Origin of the sequence: Extibacter sp. GGCC_0201, from assembly GCF_017566055.1 — a bacterium.
In the GTDB taxonomy this organism is placed as follows: Bacteria; Bacillota; Clostridia; order Lachnospirales; family Lachnospiraceae; genus Extibacter.
Map to the genome: position 1 here is coordinate 21,128 of NZ_JABFCH010000003.1, position 18,957 is coordinate 40,084.

At 48.1% G+C, this 18,957-nt stretch carries 21 protein-coding genes; 2 read left to right on the forward strand and 19 right to left on the reverse strand.

The window, feature by feature from the left end; translation table 11 throughout:
- Positions 1–3: 3 nt before the first annotated feature.
- The 10 genes from yqeK to HJV72_RS02655 all read right to left on the reverse strand — a co-directional run bounded on the left by yqeK (position 4) and on the right by HJV72_RS02655 (position 8,360).
- Positions 4–591, reverse strand: a complete 588-nt coding sequence (gene yqeK, locus HJV72_RS02610) for a bis(5'-nucleosyl)-tetraphosphatase (symmetrical) YqeK (protein WP_208068419.1) — start codon at positions 589–591, stop codon at positions 4–6.
- 1 nt (position 592) lies between these two features.
- Positions 593–1,204, reverse strand: coding sequence for a nicotinate-nucleotide adenylyltransferase (nadD, locus tag HJV72_RS02615; protein WP_208068420.1), 612 nt, complete (start codon positions 1,202–1,204; stop codon positions 593–595).
- 37 nt (positions 1,205–1,241) lie between these two features.
- Positions 1,242–1,535, reverse strand: coding sequence for a ribosome assembly RNA-binding protein YhbY (gene yhbY / locus HJV72_RS02620; RefSeq protein ID WP_208068422.1), 294 nt, complete (start codon positions 1,533–1,535; stop codon positions 1,242–1,244).
- 18 nt (positions 1,536–1,553) lie between these two features.
- Positions 1,554–2,840 carry a GTPase ObgE gene (gene obgE, locus HJV72_RS02625; RefSeq protein WP_208068424.1) on the reverse strand — a complete coding sequence of 429 codons (1,287 nt, stop codon included), beginning with the start codon at positions 2,838–2,840 and terminating at the stop codon, positions 1,554–1,556.
- Between the two features lie 180 nt (positions 2,841–3,020).
- Complete coding sequence (gene rpmA / locus HJV72_RS02630) at positions 3,021–3,305, reverse strand: 50S ribosomal protein L27 (protein ID WP_049727961.1); 285 nt, start codon at positions 3,303–3,305, stop codon at positions 3,021–3,023.
- Between the two features lie 4 nt (positions 3,306–3,309).
- Entirely contained in the window at positions 3,310–3,642 is a 333-nt protein-coding gene (locus HJV72_RS02635; protein ID WP_208068427.1) for a ribosomal-processing cysteine protease Prp, read from the reverse strand.
- 14 nt (positions 3,643–3,656) lie between these two features.
- Positions 3,657–3,965, reverse strand: a complete 309-nt coding sequence (gene rplU, locus HJV72_RS02640; RefSeq protein ID WP_066576323.1) for a 50S ribosomal protein L21 — start codon at positions 3,963–3,965, stop codon at positions 3,657–3,659.
- Between the two features lie 177 nt (positions 3,966–4,142).
- Positions 4,143–5,036: a DMT family transporter gene (locus tag HJV72_RS02645; protein ID WP_208068428.1), complete on the reverse strand. Its 894-nt coding sequence runs from the start codon at positions 5,034–5,036 to the stop codon at positions 4,143–4,145.
- A gap of 30 nt (positions 5,037–5,066) precedes the next feature.
- Positions 5,067–6,110: a ribonucleotide-diphosphate reductase subunit beta gene (locus HJV72_RS02650; RefSeq protein ID WP_208068430.1), complete on the reverse strand. Its 1,044-nt coding sequence runs from the start codon at positions 6,108–6,110 to the stop codon at positions 5,067–5,069.
- Between the two features lie 24 nt (positions 6,111–6,134).
- Positions 6,135–8,360 carry a ribonucleoside-diphosphate reductase subunit alpha gene (locus HJV72_RS02655; protein ID WP_208068432.1) on the reverse strand — a complete coding sequence of 742 codons (2,226 nt, stop codon included), beginning with the start codon at positions 8,358–8,360 and terminating at the stop codon, positions 6,135–6,137.
- 201 nt (positions 8,361–8,561) lie between these two features.
- On the opposite strand from HJV72_RS02655, the gene asnA reads away from it, so the two are divergent.
- Positions 8,562–9,572, forward strand: coding sequence for an aspartate--ammonia ligase (gene asnA, locus HJV72_RS02660; protein ID WP_208068433.1), 1,011 nt, complete (start codon positions 8,562–8,564; stop codon positions 9,570–9,572).
- A gap of 181 nt (positions 9,573–9,753) precedes the next feature.
- Here asnA and HJV72_RS02665 read toward each other — a convergent pair whose 3' ends face one another.
- The 7 genes from HJV72_RS02665 to HJV72_RS02695 form a co-directional block, all read right to left on the reverse strand.
- The gene (locus tag HJV72_RS02665) at positions 9,754–10,647 is read right to left on the reverse strand and encodes a DMT family transporter (RefSeq protein WP_208068435.1); all 894 of its coding nucleotides are present in this window, start codon (positions 10,645–10,647) and stop codon (positions 9,754–9,756) included.
- 36 nt (positions 10,648–10,683) lie between these two features.
- Positions 10,684–11,475 carry an amidohydrolase family protein gene (locus HJV72_RS02670; protein WP_208068437.1) on the reverse strand — a complete coding sequence of 264 codons (792 nt, stop codon included), beginning with the start codon at positions 11,473–11,475 and terminating at the stop codon, positions 10,684–10,686.
- Positions 11,476–11,532: 57 nt separating this feature from the next.
- The gene (locus HJV72_RS02675; protein WP_049727952.1) at positions 11,533–11,949 is read right to left on the reverse strand and encodes a CBS domain-containing protein; all 417 of its coding nucleotides are present in this window, start codon (positions 11,947–11,949) and stop codon (positions 11,533–11,535) included.
- A gap of 21 nt (positions 11,950–11,970) precedes the next feature.
- Entirely contained in the window at positions 11,971–13,290 is a 1,320-nt protein-coding gene (locus HJV72_RS02680) for an aspartate kinase (protein WP_208068439.1), read from the reverse strand.
- Positions 13,291–13,351: 61 nt separating this feature from the next.
- Positions 13,352–13,957 carry an HAD family hydrolase gene (locus HJV72_RS02685; RefSeq protein ID WP_208068441.1) on the reverse strand — a complete coding sequence of 202 codons (606 nt, stop codon included), beginning with the start codon at positions 13,955–13,957 and terminating at the stop codon, positions 13,352–13,354.
- A 37-nt stretch (positions 13,958–13,994) separates the two neighbouring features.
- On the reverse strand, positions 13,995–14,477 hold the full coding sequence (gene ybaK, locus HJV72_RS02690) for a Cys-tRNA(Pro) deacylase (protein WP_208068444.1): 483 nt from the start codon (positions 14,475–14,477) through the stop codon (positions 13,995–13,997).
- A gap of 82 nt (positions 14,478–14,559) precedes the next feature.
- The gene (locus tag HJV72_RS02695; RefSeq protein ID WP_208068693.1) at positions 14,560–15,468 is read right to left on the reverse strand and encodes an SPL family radical SAM protein; all 909 of its coding nucleotides are present in this window, start codon (positions 15,466–15,468) and stop codon (positions 14,560–14,562) included.
- Positions 15,469–15,603: 135 nt separating this feature from the next.
- On the opposite strand from HJV72_RS02695, the gene HJV72_RS02700 reads away from it, so the two are divergent.
- Complete coding sequence (locus HJV72_RS02700) at positions 15,604–16,347, forward strand: transposase (RefSeq protein WP_208068446.1); 744 nt, start codon at positions 15,604–15,606, stop codon at positions 16,345–16,347.
- 40 nt (positions 16,348–16,387) lie between these two features.
- Here the strand turns inward: HJV72_RS02700 and HJV72_RS02705 are convergent, their stop codons facing one another.
- Together HJV72_RS02705 and HJV72_RS02710 are read right to left on the reverse strand one after the other, a co-directional pair.
- Positions 16,388–17,095, reverse strand: a complete 708-nt coding sequence (locus HJV72_RS02705) for a TIGR03936 family radical SAM-associated protein (protein WP_208068448.1) — start codon at positions 17,093–17,095, stop codon at positions 16,388–16,390.
- The gene (locus HJV72_RS02710; RefSeq protein ID WP_208068450.1) at positions 17,079–18,944 is read right to left on the reverse strand and encodes a TIGR03960 family B12-binding radical SAM protein; all 1,866 of its coding nucleotides are present in this window, start codon (positions 18,942–18,944) and stop codon (positions 17,079–17,081) included. Before HJV72_RS02710 ends, HJV72_RS02705 begins: the two co-directional genes overlap by 17 nt.
- Positions 18,945–18,957: the final 13 nt, after the last annotated feature.

Sequence of the window (18,957 nt, forward strand, 5' to 3'; positions counted from 1 at the left end):
AATCTATTCCTCCTTTTTGCCAAGTTTTTCTTTATAATATTGATATGCTTTTTCTGTCATTGGGTCAACAGGCATGTTCTTCGATTCCAGATAGACAAGTGAATCTTTTAGTATCCGGTAAAGGCATTCATCTATATCGGAGAAAGCGAGCTTCCTCACCACAGCCATATTGGGGAGTTCCTCTCTTCCTGGTTCGATGTAATCAGAGATATATATGATCTTCTCAAGCAATGTCATATGCGGCCTTCCGGTCGTATGGCTTGCAATAGCGTCTATCACATCTTTATCGCGGACACGGAACTTCTTGGCGGCGAGGTACGCTCCAAGCTTTGCGTGAAGCAGGCTTGGATTCGCAAGCTCTATATCCGACACGCTCAGATGATACCTGTCACAGAGCTTTATCTTCGTATCTGGAGCGATGCATTTCGCACAGTCGTGGAGAAGCCCTGCTATAAGCGCCTGGTCTATATCCTCATCGTACCGCATTGCCAAAGCCGCGGCAGTGTACATGACTCCCAGAGTATGCTCATACCGTTCTCTGTCCAGATCTGCCTTTAGTCTTCTGCGTATTTTGCTTATCTTCTGCTTCATATTATACTTCCTTATATAAGTGATGATTCTTTATATATTCACGGACCTTCTCCGGCACCATTTGGCTGATATCCCCCCCCTGCTTGAGCCTTGTCCTCAATTCGCTGGACGAGACGTGCATCAGGGGTGTTGCGAGCAGTTCTATCTTTGCGTTATATTTTCCCCTGAGATATTCGATCTGCCGGGACATCTCTTCCTTCGTGTCAATATCATCCCTGTAGGCGGCAAGGATCGTACATGTGGGGAAAATCCGTTCCGGATGGATCCAGCCTTCTATGGCAAAGAGTGAATCTGCGCCGATAATAAAGTAGAACACATCATCTTCATATATCTCATTGAAATGCTCCAGCGTCTCGCAGGAATAGGATACTTCCTTTTTCCGAGCCTCATACGTTTGAAGACGGAAGCTTTTATGCCCTTGTATCGCAAGGCGCACCATCTCCACCCGGTCTGTCACATCCGACTCTATAGATGAGCGGTGCTTATGCGGCGGATTGCCGTTGGGCATGAACCATACCTCGTCAAGATGAAATAACTGGTATGCCGCCTCACCAAGCATGAGATGCCCATTGTGTATCGGATCGAATGTACCGCCCATAATGCCTATCTTCATATATCTGACCTCTGCTTCGGTTATTAGTCTTTGTGAATTATTTTGGCAGCTCGATACGTTTGTTCTTGTCTCTGCCTTCTTTGTAAAGGACGATTTTCTTCCCGATTACCTGTACAACCTGGGACTGCGTACGTTCAGCGAGCAGCTGCGCCATTTCTTTTGGATCGTCGGCGCAGTTTTTCAGTACCGCTACCTTGATCAGCTCTCTGGCGGCAAGCGCTTCCCTTACCGCTTCTGTCACCTCCGGTGTTATGCTGTTCTTTCCAACCTGGAAGACTGGATCCATAGTCATGGCCAGCCCTTTCAGATATGCTCTCTGTTTTGTCGTCATAATACTGCCGCTCCTCTTCTATTTGTAATAGTCAAACTGTAACCCATACATCCGTACTGTATCCCCTTCTTCGATGCCTGCTGCTTCCAGCTCGTCCAGAATACCGGTGCTTTTGAGAAACTTCTGGAAAAATGCAAATCCCTTTTCGGAATCCAGATTCGTATATCCAAGCATTTTCTCAATCTTAGGACCTTCTACTACATATATGTCATCCTCTTTTTCAATCGTATACGGAAGGTTCTCATAGATAAGCTCCTCCTCCGGAAAGTATTCCTGTTCAAATATGACCGGACTGCTGTCAAGCTTTCCAAGCTGTTCGGACACATAGTACAACAGCTCGCTTATGCCCTCGCCTGTGGCGCCGGAAATCGGAAATACTTTGATTCCCTTCGGTTCAAATTCTTCTTTCAGCTGTTCTACAGGATTTTCCCCGTCTCCGCCGTATATGAGATCCGTCTTGTTGGCGGCGATGACCTGGGGCCTTCTTGCAATCTCCGGGTTATACGCCTCTAGCTCCGCATTTATTTTATAGATGTCGTCTACCGGACTGCGGCCTTCGCTGCCTGCCGCATCCACCACATGGATCATCATCTTCGTCCGCTCGATATGGCGTAGGAATTCGTGTCCGAGACCTACGCCTTCTGACGCGCCTTCAATCAGGCCGGGGATATCTGCGATGACAAAGCCTTGTGCACCGTCCAGATCCACTACGCCAAGATTGGGGTTAAGCGTGGTAAAATGATAATTGGCAATTTTAGGCCTTGCATTGCTCACTCTTGACAAGAAGGTAGATTTTCCTACATTCGGAAACCCTATCAGGCCGACATCCGCAATTACTTTCAGCTCCAGGCTGACCCACAGCTCCTGGGACGGCTGACCCGGCTGGGCGTATTTTGGGATCTGCATGGTAGACGTCGCGAAGTGCTGGTTCCCGAGCCCGCCTCTGCCGCCCTTTAGTACGACCTGCCTTTTGTTATCTCCGGACATATCTGCGATTACCTTGCCGGACTCAGCTTCTTTGATAACCGTACCCTCCGGGACTTTCAGTATAATATCCTCCGCGTCCGCCCCGTGGCATCTCCTTTTTCCACCCTGTTCTCCGTCTTTGGCGGCATATTTTCTTCTGTGGCGGTAGTCCTGAAGCGTATTGAGACCTTCGTCCACCTCAAAGATGACATCTCCACCGCGACCGCCGTCTCCGCCGTCCGGACCGCCGTTTGGTACGTACAGCTCTCTGCGGAAACTCACATGCCCGTCTCCGCCTTTGCCGGAACGTATACATATCTTCGCTCTATCTGCAAACATAATATTTTCCTCTTTCTGCTTTCTGTCATAGTCTTATCTAATATGATGCTCAATATATATCATATCATGACTGCAACATGGATTCAATTGGGGACGGGGGAAATTTGATTTTCCCCCGTCCCCAATTGAACCTGGTTAAAATAACCCTGCCAAAGACTGGCAGGGTTATTCATAATCTCACTATTGTGCTGCTGGATAGATAGAAACCTGTTTCTTGTCTCTTCCTTTTCTTTCAAATCTTACAACGCCGTCAGCGAGAGCGAATAATGTATCATCTCCGCCGCGTCCAACATTTAAGCCTGGATGAATCTTAGTTCCACGCTGTCTGTAAAGGATATTTCCAGCTTTGACAAACTGTCCGTCAGCTCTTTTCGCACCAAGTCTCTTAGACTCTGAATCCCGGCCGTTCTTGGTAGAACCGACCCCTTTCTTATGAGCGAAAAATTGAAGGTTTAATTTCATCATGTTGTTACACCTCCTCGAATATGATATCGATGTATTGCGTGTAATCTTCATCGTCTTCCATTGCCGCCAGCCCCTGAACCATGGTCTTTAAAAGAAGTTCCGCCTCTTTAGAAGGATCCCCTGCGAGCCGGTATTCCATACAGCCGCCGTCCTCATCAGACACAAGGGAGAACTCGTCCCCGGCGAACTGTTCAATCGCATTGACGGTATTGATCATCAGTATCGATGCAGCCGCACATACGATATCCTGTCCACATTCATTCTGTCCTGCATGGCCTGAAGCTCTGAAGCCTACGCATTCATTCTTTTCATTGTTATAGATAGTTACCTTAATCATCGGTAATTCCCAGATTAAGCATTGATCTTGTCAATCTTTACAGCAGTATACTGTTGTCTGTGACCATTTTTCTTATGGTATCCAGTTTTTCTCTTATACTTGTAAACGATGACTTTTTTTGCTTTTCCATTTTCAATTACAGAAGCTTCTACAGTTGCACCGTCAACGGTCGGATTCCCAACTTTCAATCCGTTGTCGTTAACTGCAAGCACTTGGTCGAATGTATAAGTCTCGCCGGCTTCTGCACCAAGTTTTTCTACTTTAATGATATCGCCTTCAGCTACTTTGTACTGTTTACCACCTGTTGCTATAATCGCGTACATATGGCACCTCCTATTATCATTACTCGCCAATTGTGGTGGCTGCGTAAATTTGCAGCGCTTGAAAACCTCATTGTGCGGCATACTGTTGTATTATAGCACAGACTTTTGTCAAAATCAACCAAAATATTATGATAATATCTGATTTGTTCCTTTTGTTCCTTTTCAGGCAAAAGTGGCTTATGTGGTTCTGCCTGTTTTCTGTTCAGGCATTACATTTGCGTAGATGATGCCGGCCATTATGATTGCGGCACCCGTAAGCTGAAGTCCCGCCATCCGTTCATCCAGCAGGAGGAAGGAGGATGCCGCCGTAAAGACAGGCTGTGAGCACATGATAAGCGCCGCTTTCGTAGAGTCAAGCCTGCTAAGCGCAAAGTTCTGCAGGCAGTAGCTGATTCCCGTGCAGCCGATACCAAGATACAGAAGTGCACCCCATGCTGCCGCCGGCACATCGGTAAATGCAGGCATGGCCTCATTGTTTGCTATTCCCAGGACCAGGCATACGGCACCGGTCAAGCCGGCCTGGTAGGCTGCCAGCAGCAAAGGCTCCATGTGTCCCAGGTGGAGGGAGCTGAACTCAAAGACGCAGGCTACGAGAAATGAGCTCGCAACGGCCATAGCCTCACCTGGGCCAAATACAAACCCGCCATTTCCACAGCAGAGCAGATACGTCCCTGCAACGACGACGAGAATCGGTATGTATTTTTCCTTTGCTATCTTTACCTTTGATACGAAGCGCATGAGAAACGGGGTGAATATGACCGGCAGCGCGAACAGAAAGCCGGCGCTCGTAGCCGTCGTATATTTAAATGTCAGCGTACCGAGAATATACGCTCCAGCGGTAAGAGCCGATATCAGCGTACCCGGCTTCCAGAAGGATGCTTTCATACCGGCAAATATCCGTCTGTGGAATATTAGTACGAGGAACAGGCACCCCATGAGGAAACGTACGGACACATATAAAAAGAAAGGGAAAGAGGACATCCCGTATTTTGCAATCGGGTTGCCTATGCCGATCAAGATATTCTGTATCAGAATCAGGGAGCCATAGAACAGGCTGCTTCTTTGCTTCATAATATATCCTTTCTGTCCGCCGGCCTGTCATTACAGGTCGTCTGCCAGCGCGCTGCTCTTGGCATAGGCGGTACTTTTCGCCTCGAAAAAATCTGTCTTGATCAGATTCGCGTTCGAATACTGTTCTACCCACCGCATGCTTTCAGGAACCTTGTCATATCCGTCATATACTGGTTCAAACCCAAGACCTGCACATCGCAGATTTCCAAGATACCGGATATAGCCGGTTACCATATCCTTCGTCAGCCCCTGAATCTTGTCTCCGATGACATAGTGTCCCCATCGGATTTCCTGCTCGCAACCTTCCCGTATCATATGCCGGTATACGTTTATATCTTCCGCGGTGAACAGCCACGGCTCTTCCTTTTTCAATTCCTGGAGCATGCTGCGGAACAGCCACAGATGCGTGTTCTCGTCCCGGTTGATATACCGGATCTCCTGTACGGAGCCAGGCATCTTCCCGTTGCGTCCAAGATTGTAAAAGAACATAAAGCCACTATAAAAGTATACACCTTCCAATATATAGTTTGCAACAAGAGTCCTCACGAGCGACGGTGCACTTTTCGTCTCCTGGAACTCATTGTACAGGCTGCCGATGAACTCGTTACGCAGAAGCAGATGCTCATCCTCCTTCCATTGGTACAAGATCTCCTCGCGCTTCTGCGGCTCACAGATTGTATCCAGCATATAGCTGTAGCTCTGGCTGTGTACCGCCTCCTGGAATGCCTGAATCGACAGGCAGAGATTGACTTCATTCGCCGTGATATATTCGCCTATATGCGGGAGGTTCGCGGTCTGTATACTGTCCAGGAAGATAAGGAAGGACAGTATCTTGTCATATGCTCTGCGCTCCTCAGCGGGAAGGTGCAGATAATCCTTTATATCCACTCCCAGGCTGATCTCCTCTGGTATCCAGAAGTTGTTCATCGCCTGGCGGTACCAGTCGCTGACCCATGTATATTTCATATTATTAAAATCATTGAGATTTGTCGTGTTGCCGCCAATCATCCTTCTGCTGAGGACATCGGTGTCCCCGTCCGGATTGAAAAGCATCTTCTTCGTCAGTTCTGACATATCCTTCTCCTCTCTGTTTGAACGTCAGGAAGAGCACACATCGCACTCTTCCACCTCCAGGCTCCTGGAGCGTATATAATAGATAGTCTTTACTTTGCACTCCCATGCAAGCACATACAGGTCCAGCACTTTTCGGAACGTGTATTCGTTCGTAATATACAGATTCATGCTCTGTGCCTGGTCGATATGGCGCTGGCGTACGCCGCAGGCACGGATGGACCAGATCTGGTCAATCAGATGTGCGTTCTTGTAATACCAGTACGTGTCCATTGAAAGTTCGGGCGCAACTCTAGGTATGAGCCCGTTCTTCTTTTCTTCCAGATAGAACCTGTGCATGACCGGATCAAGGCCTGCCGTCGTACCGGCGATGATGCTCGTGCTGCTCGTCGGAGCAGCGGCCAGCATATACCCGTTTCTAACGCCGCAGGCGGCAATCCTTGCACGGAGCTGCTCCCATCCGTTTCCGGTAAGGCCGCGCTTGTCAAAATAAGCCCCGGTCTGCCAGTCGCTTCCCTCGAAGTATGCGTAGGCACCTTTCTCCTCTGCGATATCGCAGCTGGCTTCTATGGCGGCGCGGTGGATTGCACAAAATGCTTTCTCGGCAAATGCAAGATGCTCTTCGCTTTCCCAGGCGATTCCATTTTTAGCGAGCATATGATGGTACCCGCTGACACCGAGTCCTACCGGGCGGTATTTTTCATTATTCAGTTTTGCATACGGAACCGGGAAGAAATTAAGGTCGATGACATTGTCAAGTGCACGCATCGCAGAAGACACCGTGCGGCGAAGCTCTGCCTCATCCGTCACATCGATATGTCCGAGCGAGATGCTGGCCAGATTGCACACGACAAATTCCCCCGGCTTGGTCACGGTTACGACAACCTCCTCTCCGTCTACCTCCTCGATGGTCTGAGACACTTCCTCTACCCCACCCATGTTCTGGGCAATCTCTGTGCAGAGGTTGCTGCAGTAGATGATGCCTCTGTGGCAGTTCGGATTCATACGGTTCACCGTATCCCGGTTGAAGGCAAACGGAGTCCCTGTCTCTACGGCACTACGGATAATCAGACGGATAATCTCCTTGATTGGTATGACCCGTTTGGATATTCTCGTATCCTGCACGCAGTCCAGATATTTTTGCTCCCACTCTTCACCGTAACAGTCTTCCAGCGCGTATCCCTTTACGGTCAGAATTTCATGGGGACACATGAGATACCAGTCACCTTCGATATGGTCTCTCGCCTGTTGCCAGAAATAGTCAGGATAGCATACGGCCGGAAATACATCGTGCGCCTTCATCCGGTCGTCGCCGTTGTTCGTCCTAAGCTTCAGGAATTCCGGAAGGTCTCTGTGCCACACGTCAAGATAGACGGCCACCGCGCCCTGGCGGACTCCGAGCTGGTCCACGGCCACCGCGGTGTCATTGGCAAGCTTGATCCAGCGGATGACACCTCCTGCCGCTCCTTCGAATCCACGTATCGTACTGCCGCTTGCCCGCACCTTTCCAAAATACAACCCCATCCCGCCGCCGTATTTGCTCACTTTCGCGAAGCTGTCTATGCTCCGGTAGATGCCGTCCAGGCTGTCGGGAACCGTGTCTATGAAACAGGAAGAAAGCTGGTGGTATGGCTTTCTCGCATTGGAAAGCGTAGGTGTTGCCATCGTCACCTTGAGCAGGCTCAGCATATCGTAGAAACGCTGTACCCATTCTGAGCGTCTGTCCTTTTCCTTCATAGCAAGGTGCATGGCTATCCCCATGAACATCTCCTGCGGAGTCTCAAGCACAGTACCATTTCGGGTACGGATAACATAGCGGTTAAGGAGCAGATCCAGGCCGGAGTATGTAAAAAGCCTGCTTCGCTCCTCCTGTATCATCCTGCCGAACGCCTCGATTTCCTGCCTGCTGTAATGATCTAATATATAGCTGCCATATAGTTTTTCTTCGGTAAGAAATACGATCTTGTCATAGAAGCCTGTGATTCCATAACTTTTCATGGCATCATCCAGACTGTCACGAAAACCTGCGTATAAGAGCCGTGCCGCTATCAGTTCCCATCCCGGCGCCTCCTGGGTGGTGAGCTCGACGGCCGCTTTCGTGAGCAGAGACAGCTTTTCCCTGTCATGCAGTCCTGGTTTCAGGAGTGATTCGTATTTGCTGTACAGGAGTGTCAGGTCATATTCAGGGTCTTTGAAATCTCCTTGTATATGTGCAAGAACTTGTTCCAGCCCTTTGATTCTTATGTCTTCCATTGTTCTTCCTCCATATAATCACAAATTGTTGTGGATACATCAGATGATATCACAACATATGGTATTTAGCAAGATGCAGTTATATCCAGAAAATCTCTCTTATCTTCTTCCGGTGCAAAATCCGTATCAAGAATTCCTTGACTTACGCCTGTCTGTAAGTATACATTAAAAGATAGAATAATACGCAAAGGAGTCTTACATATGGAACATTTAATCACCCCGGACCACTATGCATCCCCGCTTACGATCCGGGAGACAGAAGTCGCAATCAAGGAAGTGAAGGACCACTTCGAACGTGCACTGGCCAAATCTCTGCACCTGACCCGTGTCTCAGCACCTTTGTTTGTAAAGCCGGAATCAGGTCTTAACGATAATCTCAACGGAGTAGAAAGGCCGGTTTCCTTCGGCATCAGAGAACAGGAGGACGCGCCGGCGGAAATCGTCCACTCTCTGGCCAAATGGAAACGTTACGCGCTGAAGCGTTATGATTTCCATTCCGGAGAAGGCCTGTACACAGATATGAGCGCTATCCGCAGAGATGAGGATACGGATAATATCCATTCTATCTACGTAGACCAGTGGGATTGGGAAAAGGTCATATCCAAAGAAGAACGGAACACGGAGACGCTCCACTACACAGTACGTAAGGTATATTCTGCACTGAAAGAGACAGAAGAATTCATGTCCAGGAGATATAACTACATAGAGCCGTTCCTGCCGGATGAGATAACATTCATCACGTCACAGGAACTGGAGGACCTTTATCCTGGGGCCGATGCCAAGGAGCGGGAATACCGCATTGCCAGGGCAAAAGGCGCGGTATTCATCTCCCAGATTGGGAAGGTGCTTGCTTCCGGTGAGAAACATGACGGGCGTGCTCCCGATTATGATGACTGGGAACTGAACGGTGATATCATCGTATACTATCCGGTTCTGGATATCGCCCTTGAGCTGTCCTCCATGGGAATCCGTGTGGATGAGGAAGCACTCCGCCGCCAGCTGAAGGCCGCAGGCTGCGAAGACAGGGCGCAGCTGGAGTTCCAGAGGGCACTGCTCGACGGCCAGCTGCCTTACACTATCGGAGGCGGAATCGGCCAGTCGCGCATCTGTATGCTGTATCTGAGAAAGGCACATATCGGAGAAGTGCAGTCTTCTATATGGCCGAAGGAGATGCTGGAGGAAGCATCTGCCCACAATATCAATCTTCTGTAAGGATGGGGAAAGCGGACGCCGATGGCATCTGCTTTGATGCGTCGGCACAGCTGTCTATATTACCGGCATAGGCGCGACCCTTATCGCAGAATTCATAATGCAGGAAGAGCCGGAACCAGGCAGGGAATGTCATGCGAGTTAGCATCCCCTGCCCGGTTCCGGCTCTTCTCTTGTGGCCAATCTACGAGATTTCCAATTCACTCCTTGGCTTCAGCTGCAGTATGATCAGCGCGGCCACGACGCAAACAATGCCTACGATGTTAAATAGATCCAGCGGCTCATGGTACAGGAAGACGCCAAACAGGCTTGCCGCAACGACTTCAAAGGAAGCTATGATGGACGCCTTGCTGCTTTCTATGTATTTCAATGCGGCAGAATAGCAGATATACGGCAATGCGAGCGTGATGACGCTTCCGATTACCGTTACCGGCATTTTTTCCGCATTGGCAGCAATGATTTTGACCATGGATACAGGTTCCGCGATAACGAGCGACGCGAGGCTCGCCAGGATAAAAGTATAGACCGTGACGGTCAGCGATTCATATCTTCCCATCAGGACTTTACCGAATATGCTGTAAAGGGAATATCCGAAACCGGCGCTCAGTCCAATCAGCAGCGTGATTAACACATTGTCGCCCACATTTGCGCCAGACAGCCCTACCACGAGTATGCAGCCCGCAAATGAAAGGAAAAGGGCAGCTATCTTCTGGAGCGTCAGCTTCTCTTTGAAGAAGAGGACCGACATAATCATTACAAAGAACGGTGCCGTATACAGCAGCACGACTGCTACGGAGAGGGATGCCCTCTGCACGGTTGCCGCATAGGCCAGATTATTGATAAACAGGCTTCCGAGTCCGGTACCCAGAAACCATTTGAAATCTTCTTTACGTATCTTCAGCTTGCTGCGGTCAGTGATAAGCAGGAACAGTATGAGCACGACCGCGGCAGAAGTGATTCTGACTGCGGCGGTCTGCCTCGTGTTGAATCCGATTGCCGCCACATATCTTGTTATAATTCCCATGGAGCCCCATAGTACCGAAGCCATCAAAACAAATAAAGGTGCCAGTCTTTTCATAGTCCACATCCCTGCCCTTTCCTGTATTCACAGTAGCTACAGAAGATCTAGCAGCCGCATTGCATTCTCTCCGGATATGCTGCGCTTCTCTTCCTCTGTAAGGTCCATTGATTCCAGATAGCTGATGAATTCTTTCTGTCCGGCCCACGGCGAGTCTGTCGCGAACAGAATCTTATCGCTGCCGTGAGTCCTGGCAATCCTTATAAACTGTTCATCAGCGATTCTTCCAAGCACAACTCCTGTGTCAAAATAGACGTGTTTCCCTACGAGATATTCTTCCACATCGTCCCATAGGCCGTTACCTCCAAGATGGGCCAGTACAAGCTTCTCCGGCTGCACCTCATCGATAAGCCGGGCCGCCATCCGGGGAGTGCAGTGCACATCTTCTGGGCACTTAGGATCCTGTCCTGCGTGGACACTTATAATCAGGCCAAGCTCTGACGCGTAGTCCACGATTCGTTTATAGCGTATATCATCAAAATACACTTCCTGATAATCAGGGTGCAGCTTGATTCCTTTCATTCCCATTGCTTTGATCTGCTTCAGCTGATTCTTATAATCTCCGCTTTCTGGATGGATGCTCCCAAACGAGAGGATGCGTCCTTCCTGATGCGCTGCGGCGAAACGGTTGATTGAATCAAACTGGGAAGGCTTTGTCACGATGGGCAGCGCGATGCTCATATCCACGCCGGACGCAGTACCAGAGGCCTTCAGCCCTTCGTATGTGCCGTCCGTATATGGTTCTATATGACAGACCGAAGCCAGAAAGTCCAGGGTCCCCTTCGCTATCTTATCGGGAAACATATGTGTATGAAAATCTATTGTCATTATGCTCATCCTTCTTCTGTTATGTCTTTTGTCCATGCCCGGTCAGATATGTACTGCTCAACGTTTATCACAGTCACTCATCTTATCGTAGCAGTACCCGATAATATCACGACGGGTGATTATGCCGATAAAATGCTCCTCATCGTCGACGACGGGAACGAAATTCTGTTCCATGGCCTTTCCTATCAGATCTTCCATATTAGATTCTGCGTTGACGCATTGGTAATCAAGCCTTCTCTCTATCTTCTTGATACTGATGTCCTCCGCATCGTGAAGATTCATCAAATCAAGCCTTTTCAGCCCCCAAAGCAAATCGCCTTCCGTGATGGAGCCGACATATTTGCCGTCCCGGTTCAATATCGGCACGGAAGAATATTTGTGGTATTCCATAATTTCAAGTGCCTGACGAAGTGTATGGTAATCATAGATGTAAGCGAGTTCGCTTTTAGGCTTGAGAAAAAATAAAATATTCATTGCAGACCTCCCCTTGTCCTGTTATATCTGCGTTGTCACAAAGATATCGTATAATGCTCTGACCGCGGCTTCAAAATCATGATTGCGTACGCCGATGATGATATTCAGCTCACTGGAGCCCTGGTCGATCATCTTGACATTTACGTTGGCATGTGCAAGTGCCGAAAATATACGGCCTGACGTTCCCCTTGTCGCGCGCATGCCCCGTCCGACGACGGCAATGAGCGCAAGGTCTGACTCCAGTTCGAGAAAGTCTGGTTCTACCGCCCGATGGATGCCTGCAATCACTTTCTGTTCTTTCTCTTCGAATTCATCCTGATGTACAAAGATTGTCATCGTGTCTATACCGGATGGCATGTGTTCGATAGAGATATCATTTTCCTCGAATACCTCCAGCACTTTTTTACAGAATCCGACTTCGGAGTTCATCATTGCTTTTTCAACCGTGATAGAAGCGAAATCTTTCTTTCCCGCGATACCGGTTATGGTGAATCTCGGCTTGCGGCAGGTACCTTCTACAATAAGCGTTCCTTTGTCTTCCGGAATGTTCGTATTTCTGATGTTGATTGGAATGCCTTCCTTCCTGACAGGGAAGATGGCATCTTCGTGCAGGACGGTAGCGCCCATATAGGACAGCTCTCTGAGTTCGCGGTATGTAATGACATCGATTGCTTTTGGATTCCTGACGATTCTCGGGTCGGCTACGAGAAATCCGGATACGTCTGTCCAGTTCTCATACATGCACGCGTGTACGGCTTTGGCTACGATGGAGCCTGTGATGTCAGAACCACCTCTTGAAAATGTCTTGATCTTTCCGTTCGGCATAGCACCGTAGAATCCCGGAATCACTGCGCGTTCGGTCTTCGCAAGCCGTTCCGACAAGATCATGTTGGTGGCCGGTGCATCGAAGTCGCCTGACTCGTCAAATACGATGATTTCCGCTGCATCTATAAACTCATATCCGAGGTAAGCGGCCATAATTATGCCGTTCAGGTATTCTCCTCTGGATGCCGCATAGTCTCTGCCGATTTTTTTGCTGAAGTTCTCTTCGATTGTCTTGAATTCTGCATCCAGTGACAGGTTAAGCTTAAGGCCTTTGATTATCTCTTTGAACCTGGATTTGATTTCCTTTAGCTGTTCTTCAAACTCTTCTTCCATAATAGCCTGGCCGTAACAGCTGTACAGCATATCTGTTACCTTTGTATCATTCGGCGTTCGTTTACCGGGTGCGGACGGAACTACATAGCGTCTCGTGTCATCTCTTCTGATTATTGCTCCTACTTTCTCAAACTGTGCGGCACTTGCCAGCGAACTTCCGCCAAACTTTACAACTTTCTTCATCTTTTCTGTAATCCTCCATAACTGCCTTTGTCTTCTTGCGTAATTCTCTATTTATATTACATCATTTTTCGAGCATCCGCAATGGAATATCTGTCGTAAATAGCACTCCGTTTATTCCAGCCTTTCGTGCTGCTTCTACATTTTCCCTGCAGTCATCGAAGAAGACGGCGCTTTCAGGTGCGATACCGTACCGGTTGATAAGCAGGCTGTATATGGCGGAATCCGGTTTCATCAGGCGTTCTTCCCATGAGAATATGCCTCCGTCGAGCATGTGCAGGAATGACAGCTGCTCCTTTGACTGCCGATACATTTCCTCTGAATAATTGGAAAGGTAGTAGAGCCGTACCCCCTGCCCTCTGAGGTGCCTGATCCACTCTTCTGTGAAGGGATATGGGACGATAGAACGGCCGAAATCCGCGAATACCTCTCGAATCTGAGGTTCTGCCTCCGGGGCATTCTCAATAAAGAGTTCCAGCCACTGTCCGGTCGTAACGAGACCCGAGTCACCCAAACGCCAGTCCTCGTTCCGGAACATGGCGTCAGCTACCGTTTCATACATCTCGCTGCTGTATTGATAGGATGTGAGGTACGCCTCCCATGCAAAATCAATCAGTACATTGCCTATGTCAAGTATTACAGTTTCAATATGTTTACCAAGGTATTCCATCTGCTGTTCCTCCTGTCTGCGGTACTATCTGCTTCTGTTATCGGTGGGTCACGTCTGCGAATGAGGCACCTGCTGCTTTTCTCAGGTCCTCGGGCGCAAGCTTCAGCTGCATGCCAAGCTTTCCTCCGCTTACATACATATGAGGCAGCTGCTGTGCTGATTCCTGAATTACCGTCGGATACTGCTTTTTCATCCCAATCGCGGTGCATCCGCCACGGATATAGCCAGTCACCCTTGTCAGATCTTTCAGGTGGAGCATCTCCAGAGACTTCTCACCAACGACACGGGCCGCCTTCTTAAAATCAATCTCCGCTTCGATAGGTATGACAAACACATAACAGCCGCCGCTCTTACCGACAGCCACCAGCGTCTTGTACACAAGGCTGCGGTCCGTACCGAGCATATCCGCCACCTGGATGCCGTCCACAAAATCATCACACTCATACGTATCATACTCGTACGGTATCTTCATACGGTCAAGAATACGCATCGCATTCGTCTTAACTTCCTTTTTACCCATTGCTCCTCCTTTTCGAAAGGGGTCAGACCCCTATGCACATAGGGGTCTGACCCCTTTCGAAATTCTCTCCATTTTCTGACTTTTAATCAAATTGTATATCATTAAATAAACTTAACTGCTCACATCGATAAGGTGCTTTGTAGTGGTGAATGATGTCTTTCATATTATACAAGATTCCATTGTCTTCACATTCCTCTTTAAAACACTTCCATAGCTTCCCGGCTTTGGGACTTCTGCATTCGTAATATGTGCCATATTGCCTGTTATACTTTACCATAAGCTGTTGATCTGGAAATAACTGTTCAAGCTTTTGAAGATACCACTGTCGCTGGTTATCTCTAAGCGTCACTCCAAAAGCGGGATAGATAAAATGTGCTCCGCATTGTGCGGCTTTTCGTACAATCAATCGTACGTTGTCTATTGTATCCTCCAGAAATGGCAGAACCGGCATGAGAAGAATACCTGCTGGTATCCCCCGGCACGTCAAATCATGTATCAGTTCAAAGCGGCAGGAAGAAACTGGTGCGCCGGGTTCTATTTTCGACGAAAGATTGTCATCTGCTGTGGTAATGGTAATCTTGCATAACACAGGAGAATGTTCCTTTATACTCTCTAAGATATCAATATCTCTCTCAAGCATCGTGCTTTTCGTTGCAATTGTAACACCAAATTCAAATGCATCACATAATTCAAGTGCGTGGCGAGTCAACTGCAGGTCCTTTTCGTACGGATTGTATGGGTCGCTCATAGCTCCGGTGGCTATTACTCCTTTTCTAGTCTTCCTCCGCAAATCATCCCTGATAATTTGCAACGCATTTTCTTTAGCACGGACTACGTCAAACCTGTCGATGCCATAACAGTCGGAACGACTGTCACAATAAATACAGCCATGGCAGCATCCTTTATAAATATTCATATTATAATCTGCACTAAACCATTCACCAGGTTTCTTCATGCGAGTCACAATCGTTTTTGCCGGTATATATTCCATAATTTTCATAGGGGTCAGACCCCTTTATATCACAGGGGTCTGACCCCTATGAAAATTCTCTCCTTTTTCTGATTTCTTCTGGTCTTTTCATTATAACTGTGATATCATGTTTGCACAACAAGAAAGGAGGTAATTATGCCGAGAAAACCAAGAATGCCCAGTTCAACGGACATGTATCACATCACGAACCGAGGCATAAATAAAGTCAACATCTTCAATTCAGAAAATGACAAGAAAAAGTTTATGCGTATCTTACAAAAGTCTAGTCAGAAGTATCACGTCGAAATCTATTCCTATTGTGTTATGTCTAATCATTTCCATCTGCTTCTTAGAATTCCCTTCACTGAACTATCAGCCTTTATCCAGCTGTTTTCTACAACATATGCGGTTTATTACAATTCCAAATATAATAAAGTGGGACATGTGTTCCAGGGACGCTATCACAGCGAAACTATCGAAAGTGAAAGGTATTTCTGGTGCTGTATGCGCTATATTCATAACAATCCCTCCAAGGCCTCACTCGTGCCTGCCCCCTCAATGTATAATTTCAGCAGCATGAAAGAATATGTTAAAAAATCAAGATTTCTCATTCATTCCAGAGCTTTCCTTATGTGTATTCAACACTTTCCAAAAACCATTGGTTTTCAGCAATTCCATAACAAACATGACCGTTTTATCTTCATTGACACACCTGAAGAAGTGTTTGAACGGAAAAAGCTTCTCATTGAAAAATGTGCCAAATCTTTCCTGTCAGGAAAAAATCTGCCCTCTGAAGATGCAATTTTCTGGTCGCCTGAACTGAAAAAAGAATTCATAAAATTTGTGTCAGATAATTTGGATGTTTCAAAGGCAGAAATCGGACGATATGTCAAATTTTGAAAGGGGTCAGACCCCTGTGTGCACAGGGGTCTGACCCCTTTCAAATTTCCAATGCCTCAAGCGGTACCAGCTCTCCTTCTTTTCGAGCGTATACCTCCAGCCTGTGGTAATGTACGGGTATCTTTTCTATATCCAATCCCATATATCTGACATAAGTTTCCATCACCAGGTCAGGCTTTAGGTTCTGCTCGCTTCCGGTGGCGAGCAATAGATATATGCTGTTCTCTTTTACCGTGAAATCGTAAATCATCGGTTTTATATCGACTTCTCTCTCGCTGCGTTTCGTCTTCTTCCACACGACTATCTCTTCCTGCTCCATAAAGGAGTCTGCCTGCGCTCTCCATGATTCAGGTATCTTTATAATATCGTCCGATGTCCGGAACGTTTCCGGAAATGTCACTTCATATCCGGCAGCCGCGACGATGGTCATGCCGCTGCTTTTCTTGTCATCTGCTATCCTGACGAAGCCAACGACTTCTATGCCTTCTACCATTACCGAATTAAGCTGCCTGATGGCATCGGCAGCAGCGACAGGCTCCGACAGTTCGATATCGAGATATTCTGCATCGCTTGTGATTCCGATGCCCAGAGGCTGCGCAAACGACATAATCATATGCGGGCTGTAGCCCGATGTAAAAGCTATCGGAATCTCGGCGCGCCGCATCGCTTTCTGGAAATACCGCATCACATCCAGATGGCCGATGAATTTCATCACTCCCGTTTTACGGAATTTAATTCTTGCCTTCAACGCAGACACCTCCTCCCCATCTTGCCGCACCGCAGCCTGAACAGCTCTGGCGGCAGTTCGGGGTCACTTCCCCATTCATGGCACGCCTCCATTCCCGCATAAGAAAGTCTTTTGTAACGCCGATATCAATAAAGTCCCATGGGAACACTTCTTCCATAGTGCGCTCCCTCTGATTGTAAAATGCAATGTCTACATGAGTATGTTCAAATGCCTGCATCCATTTTTCATTGTCAAAATGCTCGCTCCAGGAGTCATACAGGCAGCCAAGCCGGTATGCCTCCTCGATGACAGCAGCAGTCCTGCGGTCACCTCTGGCGAATACGCCTTCCAGTACGGTCACCTCCGCATCGTGCCAGTGATAGCGGAGGCTCTTGCGGTTCAACTGCTCTTGGAACGCATGCTTTACCGTCGCTGCCCTGGAAATGTATTCCTCATTCGTATACATCTTTGCCCACTGGAACGGTGTGAACGGTTTCGGAATAAAGAAAGAAGAACTGGCTGTAATCTGGCATTTCCCACTTCGTTCCTCCTTTGGTATCTCATAATATCTTCTCGCCACCTTATCCGCCAGCACTGCTATCTCTTTCATGTCTTCTTCCGTCTCCGTGGGAAGTCCGAGCATAAAATATAGCTTCACCTTGCTCCATCCACCTTCGAAAGCCTGTCCGGCCCCATTGATGATATCTTCCTCCGTCAGTCCCTTGTTAATTACATTGCGCATCCTCTGGGACCCCGCCTCCGGGGCGAACGTAAGGCTGCTTTTCCGTATATCCTGCACTTTGCTCATGACATCCAGGGAGAAGGCATCGATACGAAGCGACGGCAGGGAGATGTTGATTCCCTTCCCTTTGAACTCATTAATGAGAAATGTCACCAGCTCCTGAAGACAGCTGTAATCACTGGAGCTTAGAGAGCTCAGGGAAATCTCTTCATGTCCGGTACTTTTCAGCATCTTATTGGCATATTCCTTAAGCACCTCCACGTCCCGTTCCCTCGTGGGACGGTAAAGCATGCCTGCCTGGCAGAACCGGCATCCCCGGATGCACCCGCGCTGTATCTCCAGAACGACCCGGTCCTGCGTGGCCTTGATAAATGGTACGACCGGTGCCTCAGGATATGGGATAGCCGTAACATCCATAGCGGCCTGCTTCTTAATCTTCTCCCTGGCATGCACGTTGTTTGGCACAAAAGACGCAATCGTTCCGTCCCCTTTATAGCTGACATCATAAAAGGAAGGGACATATATCCCCTCTATCTCCGCAGCAGCTTCCAGAAATTCCTTCTTTGCCCCGCCTCTTTTCTTGATTTGCTTATATACATCCAAAAGTTCGTCATATACCGTCTCGCCCTCTCCCATATAGAACAGGTCGAAAAATGGGGCCAGAGGCTCCGGATTGTACGTACAGGGGCCGCCGCCGATGACAATAGGGGTGTCTTCTCCCCTGTCCTCCGCCCGGAGCGCCATCTTGCTCAGCTCAAGAATCTGCAGGATATTCGTATAGCACATCTCATACTGAATCGTTATGCCAAGAAAGTCAAAATCCTTGATATTGTCCTGGGACTCCAATGCAAACAGAGGAATCCCTTCTCTTCTCATAATGCCGTCCAAGTCCATCCACGGGGAATATACACGTTCGCACCAGACATCTTCCCTCCGGTTGAACATATCATATAATATCTGAATACCTAGATGAGACATTCCTATTTCGTATACGTCGGGAAAGCACATTGCAAAACGTATATCCACCTTATCCGCGTCTTTAATTACCGAGTTCACCTCGTTGCCGATATAGCGCGCCGGCTTCTCTATTTTTAGCAATATATCATCGCTCAAAGCAAGTTTTCTCATAATATTCCTCTCG